Raw genomic sequence first — 13,994 nt, 5'->3', positions numbered from 1 at the left:
GAGATCAAATTTGCTCGGCAAGATTCACCAAATTAGTCATTGTAGGCTTCTGATCTTATCTGGGAGGTGGTCCATGATGAATGCACGAGGCAATGCAGGCAGGCTTGGCGCGGGCAGCAGGCGGCATGTTTCGTCGCTATTCCGATGCTCTTCTGCGCTGGCGGTTATCCTCATGGCGACTGCACCTGCATTCGCCGAGAACGGCGCTTCGGCGTCGGCAGTCGAACGGATGTCCACGCCGGGTCCCGAAGCGGATGAGCTCTCTCGCCGCGTCGGTAAATGGAACGTCGTCAACACGATCTGGCCAACGCCCGGCGCCCAGCCGATCGTGATGACCGGGCTGGTGGCCGAGCGCACGATGATCGGCCCCTTCATGCAAGAGGTGATGCGTCCGGGGCCTGGCTCGAAAATCCCAGACTTCCAGCGGATAGCTTATTTGACCTATGACCGGGTGGAGGGCCGCTGGAAATATGTTTCCATGGACACGCGTTTCCCGGCGGGGATCATGCCCGCCTGGAGTTTTGGTGGTGAGCAGGACGGCAAGATTTCACTGCTGTTCGAGCCGCTTGGTTTCGTCGGGTTCGGGCCCGAGGTCGAAGGGCGGTTCACGGCCTCCGATTTCATCATTTCCAGGGATGGCGACAACCACGAGGTGGCCGAGCAGCACTTCCTCCAGGCCAATGGTAGCGGCAAGAAATGGCTCGCCGTGCAGTACAATTACACGCGTCAGCCGTAATTCATCAGCAAAAACAATAGGCTGCGAACACGTCGAGACGGGGCCGGATGCTCACGGTCCCCTGAGGCTGCCGGCGATGGCACCGACGAGCGGGTCGTATTTCGATTTCAGGGCTGGCGGATAGTCGATCCAGACCGTGCGGATGACACCATCTTTTCCGAACAGGCGGCGTTCGTAGAAGATGTTCCCGCCTTTGATGCCCGACAGTACCGCCCAGTCCTTGCCGGTCTTGCTGTAGGTGATCTTGTAGCCCGGTTCCCTGCTGGCCTGCTCGGCGGAGACGAAAGCTTTCGGGGTGTCATCATCGATATTGAGGATGCCTGAACAGATCAGGCTGGCGCCATCGGCAGTGAGCCACCGTTGTCCATCGCCATTGTCCGGCTCAGGCTGGCGAAGAGTGAAGATTTCATCCGGAAAGGTGCAGACAGTACCGAAGCGTGCGTTCGTATAGGTGAATGGCGCGGCAACTACTTCCGTCACCGCAACAGCCATCAAAGACGCCAGGATAGAGAAAAAAAGCTTCATGCGATGCCACGTTAGTCGATGACCGAGGGCGATCTTGCACGAAATCGGCGAAAAATCAGCCGCCGGTGACGCTCATGTGCCGCGATACCGACGGGCGGTTGGTGCGGCGGTCGATGATGAAGTCGTGGCCTTTCGGCTTGCGGCCGATTGCCTCGTCGATGGCGTCGGCGACCAGCTCGTTGCCTTCGGACGCACGCAGCGGCGCGCGCAGGTCGGCGGCGTCTTCCTGGCCGAGGCACATGTAAAGGGTGCCGGTACAGGTCAGCCGGACCCGGTTGCAGCTTTCGCAGAAATTATGCGTCATCGGCGTGATGAAGCCCAGTCGCCCGCCGGTCTCGGCGACATGGACGTAGCGGGCCGGGCCACCGGTCTTGTAGGGAATATCGCTCAGCGTGAACTGGCGCTCGAGTGCTGCACGCAGTAGCGACAGCGGCAAATACTGGTCGGTGCGATCGGCATCGATCTCGCCCATCGGCATGGTTTCGATGACCGTCAGATCCATGCCACGGCCATGCGCCCAGCGCAGCATTTCCGGCAATTCGGCGTCATTGAAATCCTTCAAGGCCACCGCGTTGAGTTTTACCTTCAGCCCCGCCGCCTGCGCGGCGTCGATGCCGTCCATGACCTTGTCCAGATTGCCCCATCGGGTGATCTGGCGGAATTTGTCGGCATCGAGGATATCGAGCGAAACGTTAATGCGCTTGACGCCGCAGTCGGCGAGCTCGGCGGCAAAGCGCGAAAGCTGCGATCCGTTGGTGGTCAGCGTCAGCTCTTCCAGCGCACCGCTCTCGAGATGCCGGGAAAGCTGGCGCACCAGTTGCATGATGTTCTTGCGCACCAGCGGCTCACCACCGGTGAGGCGGAGCTTGCGCACGCCCTTTTCGATGAAGACCGTGCAAAGCCGGTCGAGCTCTTCCAGCGACAGCAGGTCCTTCTTTGGCAGGAAGGTCATGTCCTCTGCCATGCAATAGGTGCAGCGAAAATCGCAGCGGTCGGTGACCGACACGCGCAGGTAGGTGATCGTGCGACCGAAAGGATCGATCATATCCATGCTTATGCGCTTCCCGTGGCCGTGAACGGCTTCGTTATATATGGCTATGTGATACGAGCCAACTTGCCATTCAAGATAGAAGCTCGCAATCTTCGGCAACATTCCCCAGCCGACAGATCATGTCGGAAGTTTCCATGCGGCCTTTTCCCTCGACGCGAAGCGGCGTAGGGAAGGACGGTTCTCCGCAGGATCCACCACCATGACAGCGCCAAAGGAACTCAGGGTCTCGAAGGACCGCAAGCTGCTTTCTGTGACCTTTCCGGGCCATCAGCCGTTCGAATTGCCGGCCGAGCTTCTGCGCGTCGCTTCGCCATCGGCCGAGGTGCAGGGCCATTCGCCCGAACAGCGCGTCACCGTTCCCGGCAAGCGCAACGTCACGATCCTGAAGATCGAGCCGGTCGGCAATTATGCCGTGCGCATCACCTTCGACGATTTCCACGACACCGGCATCTTCACCTGGAATTACCTGCATACGCTGGGTCATGAGAAGGACGCACGCTGGGCCGCCTATCTCGCCGAGCTGGAAGAGAAGGGGCTGAGCCGCGATCGTTGAATGGTTCCCGCGGACGCTTCCGGTCAACGCAGGATCGCCAGTATCTCTCGCCGGTGTCGTGATAAAACGGCGTGCCTTCGATCAGCCGGTCATCCTTGAAGCGCAAGACTTCGGCAAACGGCTGTTTGATGGTTGCACCATTGGCCCGCGATGTCAGCGAAAGCGTGCAACTCATGAACACCATGTCATCGTTTTGGGCGGTCTGAAGGTCCTCCACCGCCACGTCGCTCCAGATTTCCCGCATCTTGCGGAAAAGGGCGCCAATGCCGTCGAGGCCGTTCCAGTCACCGGCATAGGGCAGGGACTGCGGCTCATGCACGACAATCTCGGCATGGAATGCGCTGGCAAGCATATCGAGGCTCTCCGACCCTGATTGCAGGAAACGCATTTCAACATTGAACATGTTTTCAATAAGTCCCATGGCGGTGCGTCGCCGGTCGAGCGGTTTATCCATTTTCGGTTCTCCGTATCCGTCAGCACGATCGTGCAGGTAAGCGGTTTGCTCTTGTTCGCGTTCCCTCGACACCCGTTTCCTGATGACGACAAACGGGCATCGTGTCGTGAAAACGTCATGCATCTGGAGTAGCGCCGGCAAAGGTTTGGAGACGAAAACATGTCTATGATCACCAGCGTCGAACAGCTCGAAGCGCTCTATGGCCTGCCCGGCGAGGCGTCGGTGGTCAAGGAACTCGACCAGCTGATTCCCGAATACGCCGCCTTCATCGAAGCTTCGCCGTTTGCTGCGCTCGCAACCTGCGGGCCGGAAGGGCTGGACTGCTCGCCGCGCGGCGATCTCGCCGGCTTCGTCCGCATCCACGATCCGAAAACGCTGATGATGCCGGACCGGCGCGGCAACAACCGTGCCGATTCGCTGAGGAACATCCTTCGCGATCCGCGCGTCGCGCTTCTGTTCCTGGTACCGGGTTCCGGCACGACGCTGCGCGTCAATGGCCGCGCCCGCATCACCATAGATCCCGAACTCTGCGCCTCGTTCGCAGTCGAGGGCAAGCCGGCGCGCTCGGTGGCGGTCGTCGAGATCGATGCGGTTTATTTCCAATGCGCCCGCGCCATCCACCGGTCGGAACTGTGGAATCCGGCAAGGCATGTCGACCCGAGATCGCTGCCGACCCCCGGACAGATCCTCGAGATCACCAGCCGCAAGAACATCGACGGCGAGGTCTACGACAAGGAATGGCCGGAGCGCGCGAAAAAATCGATGTGGTGAAGGAATTTGGTGGTAAGGGAATTTGGTGGTGAAGCACTGGGCCGTCAGGCCGTCTTCAACACCTCGGCAACTCTACGCATCTGTTCGCCGATCATGTCGCATTGTTCCGGCGTCGACTGGCTCATCGCCTTCTCGATCAGCGCCATATGGACCTTCAGCGCTTGCATCAGCAATGCCTCGCCGGCCCCGGTCAGCGTCAGTCGCAGCACGCGCTTGTCCTTCTCGTCGCCTTCGCGGCGCAGCAGGCCGCGGGTCTCCAGTTGCGGCAAAAGCATGGTGACATTGGAGCGGCCGACCAGCAGGCGGCGGGCGAGATCGTGCTGCGACATGCCGGGATGGCGGTAAAGGTTCATCAGCACATCGAGCTGCGCCGGCTTCAAGTCGAGCGGCGCGAGCTTCACCGCCAGGGTGCGTTCCAGCACGTGGCAGGCGCGCGCCACCGCGACCCAGTTGCGAAAACGCGGGTTATCCCAGGGCAGGTCTTGCTTAATGTTCATGTTTGAACTATTATGTTCATGCTTGAACCAATGGATGGATCGCCACTATGGCATCATTTGGACTGAAGGTCATCCGCGGCACGTTCGGCGTGGCCGAGCCTGTGGCGCCGCGACTCACCGGGCGCGCCGCATTCGAGCTGTTCTGCCGCACGCCGCACGAGAAGAGCCTGAGCGAAGGCGAGCGCCGCGCAATCGATCGCGCCGCCGATTTCATGACCGAAGCGCGCCATCATCGGCTGAAGACCAGAACCGACTGCGTCATGGTGCATGAATTCCGGCCCGAGCCGGGCAGGGCGGCTGCCGGCACCGTGCTCGTCATCCACGGCTGGCGTTCGCGCACCGAATACATGCGCACGCTGATCGAAGCCTATCGCGATGCCGGCTACAAGGTGGTCTCGCTCGATCTGCCGGGCCACGGCCAGTCGCAGGGCCGCCGGCTTACCCTGGTCAGTGCGGTCGATGCGGCACGGGTTGCCGGCGAATGGTTCGGCCCGTTTACCGCCATCGTCGGCCATTCCTTTGGTGGTGCCGTCGCCGCCAATGCCGTCGCCGGTTCGATCAGAAACATCCCGCCACTGGCGGCCGGGCGGCTGGTGCTTATCGCCGCGCCGAGCTCCTTGCCTGCGATCTTTGCTGATTTCAGCCGCATGCTGAATGTCGGCTCGCGCTCGCAGGTCGCCATGGCCGACCGGGTCGAGCGCATCGCCGGCCGGCCGCTGCACGAATTCACCGGTGACCGCCAGCTCGCAAGCACGCCGCTGCCGACGCTGGTGATCCACGCGCCGGACGACCGCGAAGTGTCCGCCGATCATGCAATGCTCTACGCGCACGCCGGTGAGCATGTGCGGCTTCACTGGGCCGACGGGCTCGGCCACCGCCGCATTCTCGCCGACAAGGGTGTGGTGGAGCGCGCCGTTGGCTTCGTTGCAGGGCGGCGGGAGCCGTCTCTGCAGTGACCTGAATATCTGTTCTTGTCTGCCGGGTTCGACCGTCACGCCGCCCCGGTTCCGGCCATCGCCTTCCAAGCCGCCATTGCCCCGGCCACGGTCGCCAGAAGAGCTGCACGCGACGCACCGTCGCGCGCCTGGATCGACATGCCGTGCTGCACAGTCGCGTAGAAGGTCGCGGCCGTGCGGAAGTCGAAATCGACCGGCAATTCTCCCTCGAGCACGCCACGCTCGAGCCGTCTCAGCAAGGCTTCGCGGTTTTCGGCGCGGCGACGGCGCAGATCATCGCAGATGGCGCCGCGGCTTGAATCCTGGTGCAAAGCGCCGAGCGCGATCAGGCAGCCTTGCGGACGACCGGTCTGCGAATAGGCCTTGGCCGTCTGGCGCAGGAATCGCTCGACCGCCTGGCGCGCCGTCGGCGCCTTTTCCAGCGCGGACCAGATCTCGGTTCCCTCGACCCGCGTGTAAAACTCGGTTGCCTCGAGGAACAGCGCTTCCTTGCTGCCGAAGGCGGCATAGAGGCTGGGTGAGTTGATGCCCATTGCAGCGGTCAGGTCGCTTATCGACGCGCCCTCATAACCCTTGGCCCAAAACACTTCCATTGCACGCCGCAAGGCGGCGGTTCGATCGAAGGTGCGGGGACGGCCTCGTTCCGGCATGGCATTCTTTCTGTGTTGATCGATACATAATTCAGTTGACGTGGTTCAGCAAGGCTGGCAGATATTTATGTATCAATCACTACAAAACGGAGAAGCAAATGTCATCCAGGAGTTTGAACGGCAAGGCCGCCCTGGTCACCGGCGGCAGCCGCGGTATCGGCGCGGCGATCGCACGAAGGCTCGCGGCCGACGGCGCCGACGTGGCGATCACCTATGTGAATGGCGAGGAAAGGGCGCTTGCGGTGGTCGGGGAAATCGAGGCGGCCGGCGGTCGGGCCTTTGCCATCAAGGCCGACAATCGCGATGCTGCCGCGATCGAGGCGGCAGTCAATGAGGCAGTAAAAGCCTTCGGACGGCTCGACATCCTCGTCAACAGCGCCGGCATCTGGCGCGCTGCGCCGATCGATGCCCTGTCGCTTGCCGACTTCGATGAGACGATGGAGGTCAACCTCAGAGCCCCGTTCGTCGCCGCCAAGGCGGCAGCAGCGCATATGGGCGAGGGTGGCCGGATCATCTCGATCGGCAGCAATCTGGCCGAGCGTGCTACCGATGCTGGCCTGAGCGCCTATTCGGCCAGCAAGGCTGCCTTGGTTGGCCTGACCAAGGCCTTTGCACGCGATCTCGGTCCGCGCGGCATCACCGCCAATGTCGTCCATCCGGGGTCGACCGATACCGACATGAATCCGGCGGTCGGCCCGCACGCCGAGCATCAGCGCCAGAAGATGGCGATGCCTCGCTTCGGCACGGCCGACGAGATCGCCGGCATGGTTGCGTGGCTTGCCGGCCCCGAAGGGCGCTTCGTGACCGGCGCGGCACTCACCATCGATGGTGGCGCCAACGCCTGACGCCTGCGCCGCGCGTTCTTCGTCGTTTCATGGGGCCGAAGCGGAAGTGCAACCGCTTCGGCCCTACGACGTTGTGAAACTGTTCTGCAACAGACGTTCCGAAATTCATGGAAGCTTAACGAAATCGGTATGAATCAGTATAGTCACGCCTTACATCCGCCATGCGGTGGGCGAGACCGTCGAAGTGGTGCGGAACGGGATCCGGTTCAACCGGAGCGGGTGATCCATGAAACTCCTTGGAAACAAAGCAACCGTGCTGCCATTTGCGATGGCCGCGGCAATGCTGGCCTTCGGTGCGCCGCAGGCTGAAGCGCAAGGGTTCTTCGACATGCTTTTCGGCGGCAGCGTCAAGCACGGGCGGCCGAAAGGTGATTTTCCGCCGCCACCGTCAAAGTACAAACCGAAGCCAAAGGTGCCGGCCGGTAGCGGTGGTGGTGCGGCGCAAATCAGCAGCCCGTCCTATTACACCTACAAGAGCGATCCGCTGGTGCGCGTCGATTTTTCGGCGCTGGCGGCAGCGCCTGAACCGGCAACGCCGCAGGATGCCGCGTTTGAGCCGGCGGCCACCGGGGCTGCATTCCGCGAAGCCATTGCCGGGCTCGACGGCTATGACCTCTACGCCGAGAAGGACATCGCCAAGGCGCTGATCGCCTATTACTCAGCCAATCCGGATTTCATATGGGTGACGGGAACCAGTCCCAACAGCCGCGCCCAGGATGCCGTGCGGGTGCTGGGCGAGGCCGCGAGCTACGGCCTGACGCCCGCCGACTACACCGTCGAAGTTCCGGCAGCAAGCACATCGGGCAATGCCGATGAACGCCTGAAAGAGCTGGTCCGCTTCGAGATGGCGCTGTCGGCGCGCGTTCTGCGCTACGCCCGTGACGCACAAAGCGGCCGCGTCGATCCCAACCGCATGACCGGCTACTATGATTTTCCGCCGAAGCCGCTCGACATGGAAGGGGTGTTGAAGACGCTGGCCCATACCCAGCAAGTGCGCACCTACCTCGAATCGCGGCATCCACAGAATGCCGAGTATCAGGCGCTGCGGGTCGAACTGGAAGCGCTCCAGGCCAGCGCCGAAAATGAAGTTGTCGTCGATCCCAATCTGCTGTTGAAGCCGGGGCAGACCAGCCCCGAGCTGCCGAAGCTTTTGACAAAGATCGCGCGCAATCTCGATGACGAGATGGGCGGCGCCTATGGCGAGGTGCTGGCAAGGCTCGCCACCAGCGAGGTCTACGATCCGGAGCTGGTGCCGGTGATCAAGGCGGTGCAGAAACGGGCCGGCATGAAAGGCGACGGTGTCATCGGGCCGCGTACGGTTGCATCGTTGGCTGGAACGTCCAAAGCCGACAAGATTCAGAAGGTTCGGGTTGCGCTCGAAGAGTTGCGCTGGCTGCCTTCCGACCTCGGCAGCCCGCGCGTCTTCATCAACCAGCCGGCTTTCACCGCGAGTTATATCGACGATGGCGAGGAGAAGCTGAAGACCCGTGCCGTCGTAGGCAGGCCCACCAACCAGACTGCTTTCTTCTATGATCAGATCGAGCAGGTCGACTTCCATCCCTATTGGGGCGTGCCGCAGTCGATCCTGGTCAACGAGATGCTGCCGCGGCTGCGCCGGGATCCGGGCTATCTCGACCGCGCCGGCTATGAGGTGGTGAATGCGCGCGGCAAGCGCATTCCCTCCTCCTCGGTCAATTGGGGTGCCTACGGCGCAAAGATACCCTACGGCGTGCGCCAGCTGCCGAGCGAGGCCAATGCGCTGGGGGAGCTGAAGATATTGTTCCCCAACAAGCACGCAATCTATATGCACGACACGCCGCAGAAGTCGTTTTTCCAGCGCGACATGCGCGCGCTCAGCCATGGCTGCGTGCGCTTGCAGGATCCGCGCGGCATGGCGGCTGCCGTGCTCGGCACCTCGGTCGACTACATCGAGGACCGACTGAAGCACGGACATTCGACCGAGGACGTGACACGCAAGATCCCGGTCTATGTCGCCTATTTCACCGCATGGCCGGACCTGTCCGGCAACGTCGAATATTTCAACGACGTCTACGGCCGTGACACACGGCTGCAGCAGGCGCTCGACAGCACGGAAGCAGTGCGTTCGCCGGCTAGCTGAGAGAAGGTTCTAGCGCTGAAAGAGCGGGCGACGGAAGCCGGCTTCGCGTCCGGCGATCAGCCAATACACTAGGCCGGCGACAACGCCTGCCGCGGCAATGATGCAGATATCGGCCCAGCGCTCCGGGTTCGTGTCATCAGGTACACTGGGCCAGATCAGGGCGAAACCGGCCACCGCAGCCGCGGCGCCGAAGATCATATGCAGCCAAAAACTGCGCAGCGAGAAAAACTCGGCAATTAGCGCGAAGATCAGCGTCTGCAGGGCGGTCAGCACGATTGTCAGAAAATAGATAAACATGCCGAGCGGCGGCAACAGCAGCACCGCGACGGGTGTGACGCCCATGACGTCGAAATAATTCGGCGCATTCGGCAGCGAGATCAGCCCGCCATAGATCGCCGCCACCGCGATCAGCCCGACCAATACCGCAATGAAATAACCCGCGAGCATCATCAGAACGCGTTTCGATACGTGCTTTACTGTCGCCATGCCTATCCCCCATGACAGAAGCGCAGTCAGCCATCAAAGATGCCTTGGCGCAAGAGGATGTGGAAAGCCGGCGCTCAAGGCGCCGTGCTTCGGTGCGGACCGTTGGCGGACAGCACTATTCCGGCTGGGCTGTCACCGGATCGTAGGTGATTTCGACCTTCGCCTTGTCGTTCGTGTAATAGATGACGGTGTAGGCGCCGCTGTCCCAATCGACCTCCTTGATGTAGCGGAAATCGTCGCGCTGCTCGACCTTGGCGATGATTTCCGACAGCTTCTTGGCATTCTGTGGCGGCACCGGATTTTCGTCCGCGGCAAAGGCCGATCCGCCGACAAGCAGCACGGCGGCCGCCAAAACAAGTCTGGACATGGCTTTCCCTCACATTTCGATGAGCAGAAACTCGTTTCCAGGCAGGTTTGTTCCAGGGTCTGGAATGGCGCCCTATCGCGGCGATGCGCTGTATTGCGGTCAGACAGAGAAATAGCGGGGAGTGAGAATGGTGGGCGATGCAGGGATTGAACCTGCGACCCCACCCGTGTGAAGGGTGTGCTCTCCCGCTGAGCTAATCGCCCGCTCGTTGCCCGAAGGCCAAGCGCGCCGCGATATAAGGGAGGCCGGCCTGCGAAGTCAACCACTTGTCGGTCGGCATCTGGCGGTCTGGACCATGGGCCGGCTTCAGTCTTCTGCCGCGGCCATCAGCCTTTGTACCAGATCGAGCGTCAGCGAATCGAAATGCGAGATCACCGCCGACGGTTCGAACTCTCGCACATGACGGTCGGTGTAGCCGAAATCGACTGCCACCACCGGAATCCCGGCGGCCTTTGCCGTGTCGATGTCGGTCTGCGAATCACCGACCATCAGTGCGCGATGCGGGTCGCCGCCGGCGCGCGCGATGGTCAGAGTGAGATGGCGCGGGTCTGGCTTGCGGAACGGAAAACTGTCCTGGCCGCAGATCGCCGCGAAATGCCTGGTCATGCCGAGTGCCTCGATCAGCGCCACCGAATTGGCCTCGTATTTATTGGTGCAGATGGCCAGCAGGTAACCGGCCGCCTCGAACCGTGCGATCGCCTCGGGGACGCCGGGGTAGGGGCGCGATTTGCCGGGGATGTTAACGGTGTAATGGTCCAGAAACAGCTTTAGCAGGCGGTCGTGCTCCTCCACTGCCAGCGACCTGTGCTGCGCTGCGTGGGCGCGCTCGATCATCACCCGGCCGCCATGGCCGACGAAGCGCTTGAAGCCAGCTTCGTCGACGGCCGCGAGCTGACTGGCGGCAAGGCTGTGGTTGAGACTGTCGAGCAGGTCCGGCGCCGTGTCGATCAGCGTCCCGTCGAGGTCGAACACGATGATCGGTCGGGTCATGGCCTGTCCTGTGACGATTTGATTGCCGGCAGGCGATAACTGCTGCGGCCCGTTCAGGCAAGCCGGCTTATCCACCGCGGGCAAGGTCCTTTGACCAGCCCGGCAAAAATGCTACGAGCGCCGGAACAAATCGCGGGACCCGGCATGGATGCGAGGCAATTGAAGGTTGAGGCCGCGCGGGCAGCGCTTGCCCATGTCACGGATGGCATGCGGCTCGGCATCGGCACCGGCACGACAGCGGATGAGTTCGTGCGGCTGCTCGCCGACAAGGTCGCCACCGGCCTGACTGTCATCGGCGTGCCGACCTCGGAGCGCACCGCCGTCCTTTGCACCGAGCTTGGTGTGCCGCTGTCGACGCTCGAGGAAACGCCGGAGCTCGACCTCACCATCGACGGCGCCGACGAGATCGATCCGGCTCTGACGTTGGTCAAGGGCGGCGGCGGCGCGCTGCTGCGCGAAAAGATCGTCGCGGCGGCCTCCGCCCGCATGATCGTCATCGCCGACAGCTCCAAGATGGTCGAGATGATCGGCCGTTTTCCGCTGCCCATCGAAGTCAACCGGTTTGGCCTGCGCGCCACCGAAATTGCGGTTGGCGCGACGGCTGCAAACCTTGGCCTTTCCGGCCCTGTTACATTGAGGATGACGGGGAGCCAGCCATTTGTTACAGACGGCGGCCATTTTATCCTCGATGCATCTTTTGGCCGCATTCCGGATACAAGAGCGCTTTCGAATGCTCTCCACGCCATTCCGGGCGTGGTTGAGCATGGTCTTTTCATCGGGCTGGCATCAACGGCCATCATAGCCGGCGGCGACGGCATCCAAACCGTCCATGTCGCCCGAAAACCAGGGAGTTTTACCGATCATGATGTTGCATAACCGGGTTGGCCGCTTTTTTGCCATTCTGGCGGCCTCGGCCGTTTTCGCGTTTTCGTCGCCGGCATTCTCGCAGGACGTCACCGACGCCCATCTGAAGGCGGCGCGCGCCGCGGTCGCGGCGATCCATGCGACGGATACGTTCGACAACATCCTGCCGCAAGCGGCGGCGGCGCTCGAGCAGCAGCTGATCCAGAAGAACCCGGACATGCAGGAACTGATCGCCAAGACCATCAACGAGAAGGCAATGGGCTTGGCATCGCGCCGCGCCGACCTGGAAAAGGAAGCAGCGCTCGCCTATGCAAAAGTCTTCTCGGAAAAGGAACTCACTGAAATCGCCGCCTTCTACAATTCCGATGCCGGCAAGAAGCTGCTCGACAACGGCCCGATCGTGACGCGCGAGCTGGTGAAGGCTGCCGAAATCTGGCAGAACGGCCTGGCTCGCGATCTCGCCCAGCAGGTCGGCGAGACCCTGGGTGCAGCGGCGAATGCCAAGGCGCCGGCTGCACCTGCCGACGGTACCGCTCCGGCCGATGGCGCAGCTCCCGCGGACGCCACACCGAATTGATCGCGGACTTCCGAGCGGCCTGACCGCCACTAGACCAGAAAGCCCGGTGAGTCCGGGCTTTTCTTTTGGTGGCTGGCAGCCTACCTGTCTCGTTGTTTGAGGGGCAGGAGCTCAGCCATGGCCGGTTACGACTACGATCTTTTCGTCATCGGCGGCGGCTCCGGCGGGGTGAGGGCGGCGCGCGTCGCGGCAGCACTCGGCAAGCGGGTCGGCATCGCCGAGGAATACCGCTATGGCGGCACCTGCGTGATCCGCGGCTGCGTGCCGAAAAAGCTCTATGTCTACGCCTCGCAATTCCCCGAGCATTTCGCCGACGCCGCCGGCTATGGCTGGACGGTGCCTGAGGCGCGTTTCGACTGGCCGACGCTGGTCGCCAACAAGGACCGCGAAATCAGCCGGCTGGAGGCCATCTACCAGAACAATGTGCAGGGCGCCGGCGGCGAAGTCTTTCACTCGCGCGCCGTGCTGGTCGATCCGCATGTGGTGCATCTTCTCGGTGAGGATCGCACCGTTACCGCCGACCAGATCCTGATCGCTACCGGCGGGCGCCCGGCACCGCATCCCGCATTGCCCGGCCATGAGCACTGCATCTTCTCCAACGAAGCCTTCGACCTCAAGGAACTGCCGAAGGCGATCATGATCGAGGGCGGCGGCTATATCGCGGTCGAATTCGCCAACATCTTTCATGGCCTTGGCGTCGACACCACGCTGGTCTACCGCGGCAAGGAGATCCTCAGCCGCTTCGACATGGACCTCAGACGCATGCTGCACGAAACGATGGAAAAGAAGGGGATAAAAATCCTCTGCCACGCGGTGTCTGAGTGGGTTAGGAAGCGGCCCGACGGCCGGCTCGACGCGCTTGTCACCGGCGGCACCATGCTGACGGTCGACCAGGTCATGCTCGCCATCGGCCGCATTCCCAACACCGAGAACATGGGCCTGGAGGGCGTCGGCATCGAGATGACCAAGACCGGGGCAATCCACGTCAACGAATACTCCCGCACCAATATCGACAACATCTGGGCGATCGGTGACGTCACCCACCGCGTGCAATTGACGCCGGTGGCAATCCACGAGGCGATGTGCTTCGTCGAGACCGCCTTCAAGGACAATCCGACGGCGCCCGACCACGACACGATCGCTACCGCGGTCTTTTCGCAGCCCGAGATCGGCACGGTCGGCCTGTCGGAGGATGAGGCGGCAAAACGCTTTTCGGATCTCGAAATCTACCGCGCCACCTTCCGGCCGATGCGGCATACGCTTTCCGGCCGCGACGAAAAGATGCTGATGAAGCTGGTCGTCGACAGCGCCTCGAAAAGAGTCCTCGGCGCCCATATCCTCGGGCCGGATGCCGGCGAAATGGCGCAGCTTCTCGGCATACCGCTGAAGGCCGGGCTGACCAAGGATGATTTCGATCGTACCATGGCGGTGCATCCGACCGCGGCGGAAGAACTCGTCACCATGTACAAGCCGACTTACCGGGTGAGAGATGGTGAGCGCGTCTGACGCGACAAGAACCCATCGCGGCAACGAGATTGCCGCGATGGAAGCGC

Annotated in this window: 17 protein-coding genes and 1 tRNA gene; 9 read left to right on the top strand and 9 right to left on the bottom strand. The window is 62.2% G+C overall.

Translation table 11 applies throughout. The annotated features are described in order from the left end of the window. Positions 1-10 precede the first annotated feature (10 nt). Positions 11-736, top strand: a complete 726-nt coding sequence (locus NKI85_RS22995) for a hypothetical protein (RefSeq protein WP_352778062.1) — start codon at positions 11-13, stop codon at positions 734-736. A 51-nt stretch (positions 737-787) separates the two neighbouring features. Here NKI85_RS22995 and NKI85_RS22990 read toward each other — a convergent pair whose 3' ends face one another. Beyond that, positions 788-1,261: a hypothetical protein gene (locus NKI85_RS22990; RefSeq protein WP_352778060.1), complete on the bottom strand. Its 474-nt coding sequence runs from the start codon at positions 1,259-1,261 to the stop codon at positions 788-790. A gap of 55 nt (positions 1,262-1,316) precedes the next feature. Beyond that, complete coding sequence (gene moaA / locus NKI85_RS22985) at positions 1,317-2,312, bottom strand: GTP 3',8-cyclase MoaA (protein ID WP_352778058.1); 996 nt, start codon at positions 2,310-2,312, stop codon at positions 1,317-1,319. A 199-nt stretch (positions 2,313-2,511) separates the two neighbouring features. Between moaA and NKI85_RS22980 the strand changes: the two genes are divergently transcribed. Further along, positions 2,512-2,865, top strand: a complete 354-nt coding sequence (locus NKI85_RS22980; protein WP_352523705.1) for a gamma-butyrobetaine hydroxylase family protein — start codon at positions 2,512-2,514, stop codon at positions 2,863-2,865. Here the strand turns inward: NKI85_RS22980 and NKI85_RS22975 are convergent. Next, positions 2,765-3,319 (bottom strand): nuclear transport factor 2 family protein, encoded by a 555-nt coding sequence (locus tag NKI85_RS22975; RefSeq protein WP_352778056.1) that lies wholly within the window; start codon positions 3,317-3,319, stop codon positions 2,765-2,767. The genes NKI85_RS22980 and NKI85_RS22975 overlap by 101 nt on opposite strands. A 159-nt stretch (positions 3,320-3,478) precedes the next feature. On the opposite strand from NKI85_RS22975, the gene NKI85_RS22970 reads away from it, so the two are divergent. Then, the gene (locus tag NKI85_RS22970) at positions 3,479-4,090 is read left to right on the top strand and encodes a pyridoxamine 5'-phosphate oxidase family protein (protein WP_352523708.1); all 612 of its coding nucleotides are present in this window, start codon (positions 3,479-3,481) and stop codon (positions 4,088-4,090) included. 44 nt (positions 4,091-4,134) lie between these two features. On the opposite strand, the gene NKI85_RS22965 is transcribed toward NKI85_RS22970, so the two are convergent. After that, positions 4,135-4,587 carry a MarR family winged helix-turn-helix transcriptional regulator gene (locus tag NKI85_RS22965; protein WP_352778054.1) on the bottom strand — a complete coding sequence of 151 codons (453 nt, stop codon included), beginning with the start codon at positions 4,585-4,587 and terminating at the stop codon, positions 4,135-4,137. A gap of 47 nt (positions 4,588-4,634) precedes the next feature. Here NKI85_RS22965 and NKI85_RS22960 point away from each other — a divergent pair, with 47 nt between their 5' ends. Continuing rightward, positions 4,635-5,543 carry an alpha/beta hydrolase gene (locus tag NKI85_RS22960; RefSeq protein ID WP_352778052.1) on the top strand — a complete coding sequence of 303 codons (909 nt, stop codon included), beginning with the start codon at positions 4,635-4,637 and terminating at the stop codon, positions 5,541-5,543. 35 nt (positions 5,544-5,578) lie between these two features. Here the strand turns inward: NKI85_RS22960 and NKI85_RS22955 are convergent, their stop codons facing one another. Further along, positions 5,579-6,193, bottom strand: a complete 615-nt coding sequence (locus NKI85_RS22955) for a TetR/AcrR family transcriptional regulator (RefSeq protein WP_352523714.1) — start codon at positions 6,191-6,193, stop codon at positions 5,579-5,581. A gap of 98 nt (positions 6,194-6,291) precedes the next feature. Here NKI85_RS22955 and NKI85_RS22950 point away from each other — a divergent pair, with 98 nt between their 5' ends. Next, positions 6,292-7,038, top strand: a complete 747-nt coding sequence (locus tag NKI85_RS22950) for a 3-oxoacyl-ACP reductase family protein (RefSeq protein WP_352778050.1) — start codon at positions 6,292-6,294, stop codon at positions 7,036-7,038. A 226-nt stretch (positions 7,039-7,264) separates the two neighbouring features. Further along, complete coding sequence (locus tag NKI85_RS22945) at positions 7,265-9,157, top strand: L,D-transpeptidase family protein (protein WP_352778048.1); 1,893 nt, start codon at positions 7,265-7,267, stop codon at positions 9,155-9,157. A 9-nt stretch (positions 9,158-9,166) separates the two neighbouring features. Here NKI85_RS22945 and NKI85_RS22940 read toward each other — a convergent pair whose 3' ends face one another. The 4 genes from NKI85_RS22940 to NKI85_RS22925 all read right to left on the bottom strand — a co-directional run bounded on the left by NKI85_RS22940 (position 9,167) and on the right by NKI85_RS22925 (position 11,000). Further along, the gene (locus NKI85_RS22940; RefSeq protein WP_352523719.1) at positions 9,167-9,643 is read right to left on the bottom strand and encodes a hypothetical protein; all 477 of its coding nucleotides are present in this window, start codon (positions 9,641-9,643) and stop codon (positions 9,167-9,169) included. A gap of 115 nt (positions 9,644-9,758) precedes the next feature. Further along, complete coding sequence (locus NKI85_RS22935) at positions 9,759-10,010, bottom strand: PepSY domain-containing protein (protein WP_352523721.1); 252 nt, start codon at positions 10,008-10,010, stop codon at positions 9,759-9,761. Between the two features lie 128 nt (positions 10,011-10,138). Continuing rightward, positions 10,139-10,213: transfer RNA gene (locus NKI85_RS22930), tRNA-Val, on the bottom strand. 103 nt (positions 10,214-10,316) lie between these two features. Further along, the gene (locus NKI85_RS22925; RefSeq protein WP_352523722.1) at positions 10,317-11,000 is read right to left on the bottom strand and encodes a phosphoglycolate phosphatase; all 684 of its coding nucleotides are present in this window, start codon (positions 10,998-11,000) and stop codon (positions 10,317-10,319) included. A gap of 144 nt (positions 11,001-11,144) precedes the next feature. Between NKI85_RS22925 and rpiA the strand changes: the two genes are divergently transcribed. The 3 genes from rpiA (at position 11,145) to gor (ending at position 13,947) form a co-directional block, all read left to right on the top strand. Beyond that, entirely contained in the window at positions 11,145-11,876 is a 732-nt protein-coding gene (rpiA, locus tag NKI85_RS22920) for a ribose-5-phosphate isomerase RpiA (protein WP_352778045.1), read from the top strand. Continuing rightward, positions 11,863-12,441 carry a DUF2059 domain-containing protein gene (locus tag NKI85_RS22915; RefSeq protein WP_352523726.1) on the top strand — a complete coding sequence of 193 codons (579 nt, stop codon included), beginning with the start codon at positions 11,863-11,865 and terminating at the stop codon, positions 12,439-12,441. The genes rpiA and NKI85_RS22915 overlap by 14 nt, the downstream gene beginning before the upstream one ends. 117 nt (positions 12,442-12,558) lie before the next feature. After that, positions 12,559-13,947 (top strand): glutathione-disulfide reductase, encoded by a 1,389-nt coding sequence (gene gor, locus NKI85_RS22910; protein ID WP_352778044.1) that lies wholly within the window; start codon positions 12,559-12,561, stop codon positions 13,945-13,947. Positions 13,948-13,994: the final 47 nt, after the last annotated feature.

Source organism: Mesorhizobium sp. M0571 (genome assembly GCF_040320985.1).
Lineage (GTDB): Bacteria > Pseudomonadota > Alphaproteobacteria > Rhizobiales > Rhizobiaceae > Mesorhizobium.
This window is presented reverse-complemented; position numbering and strand designations above follow the sequence as displayed.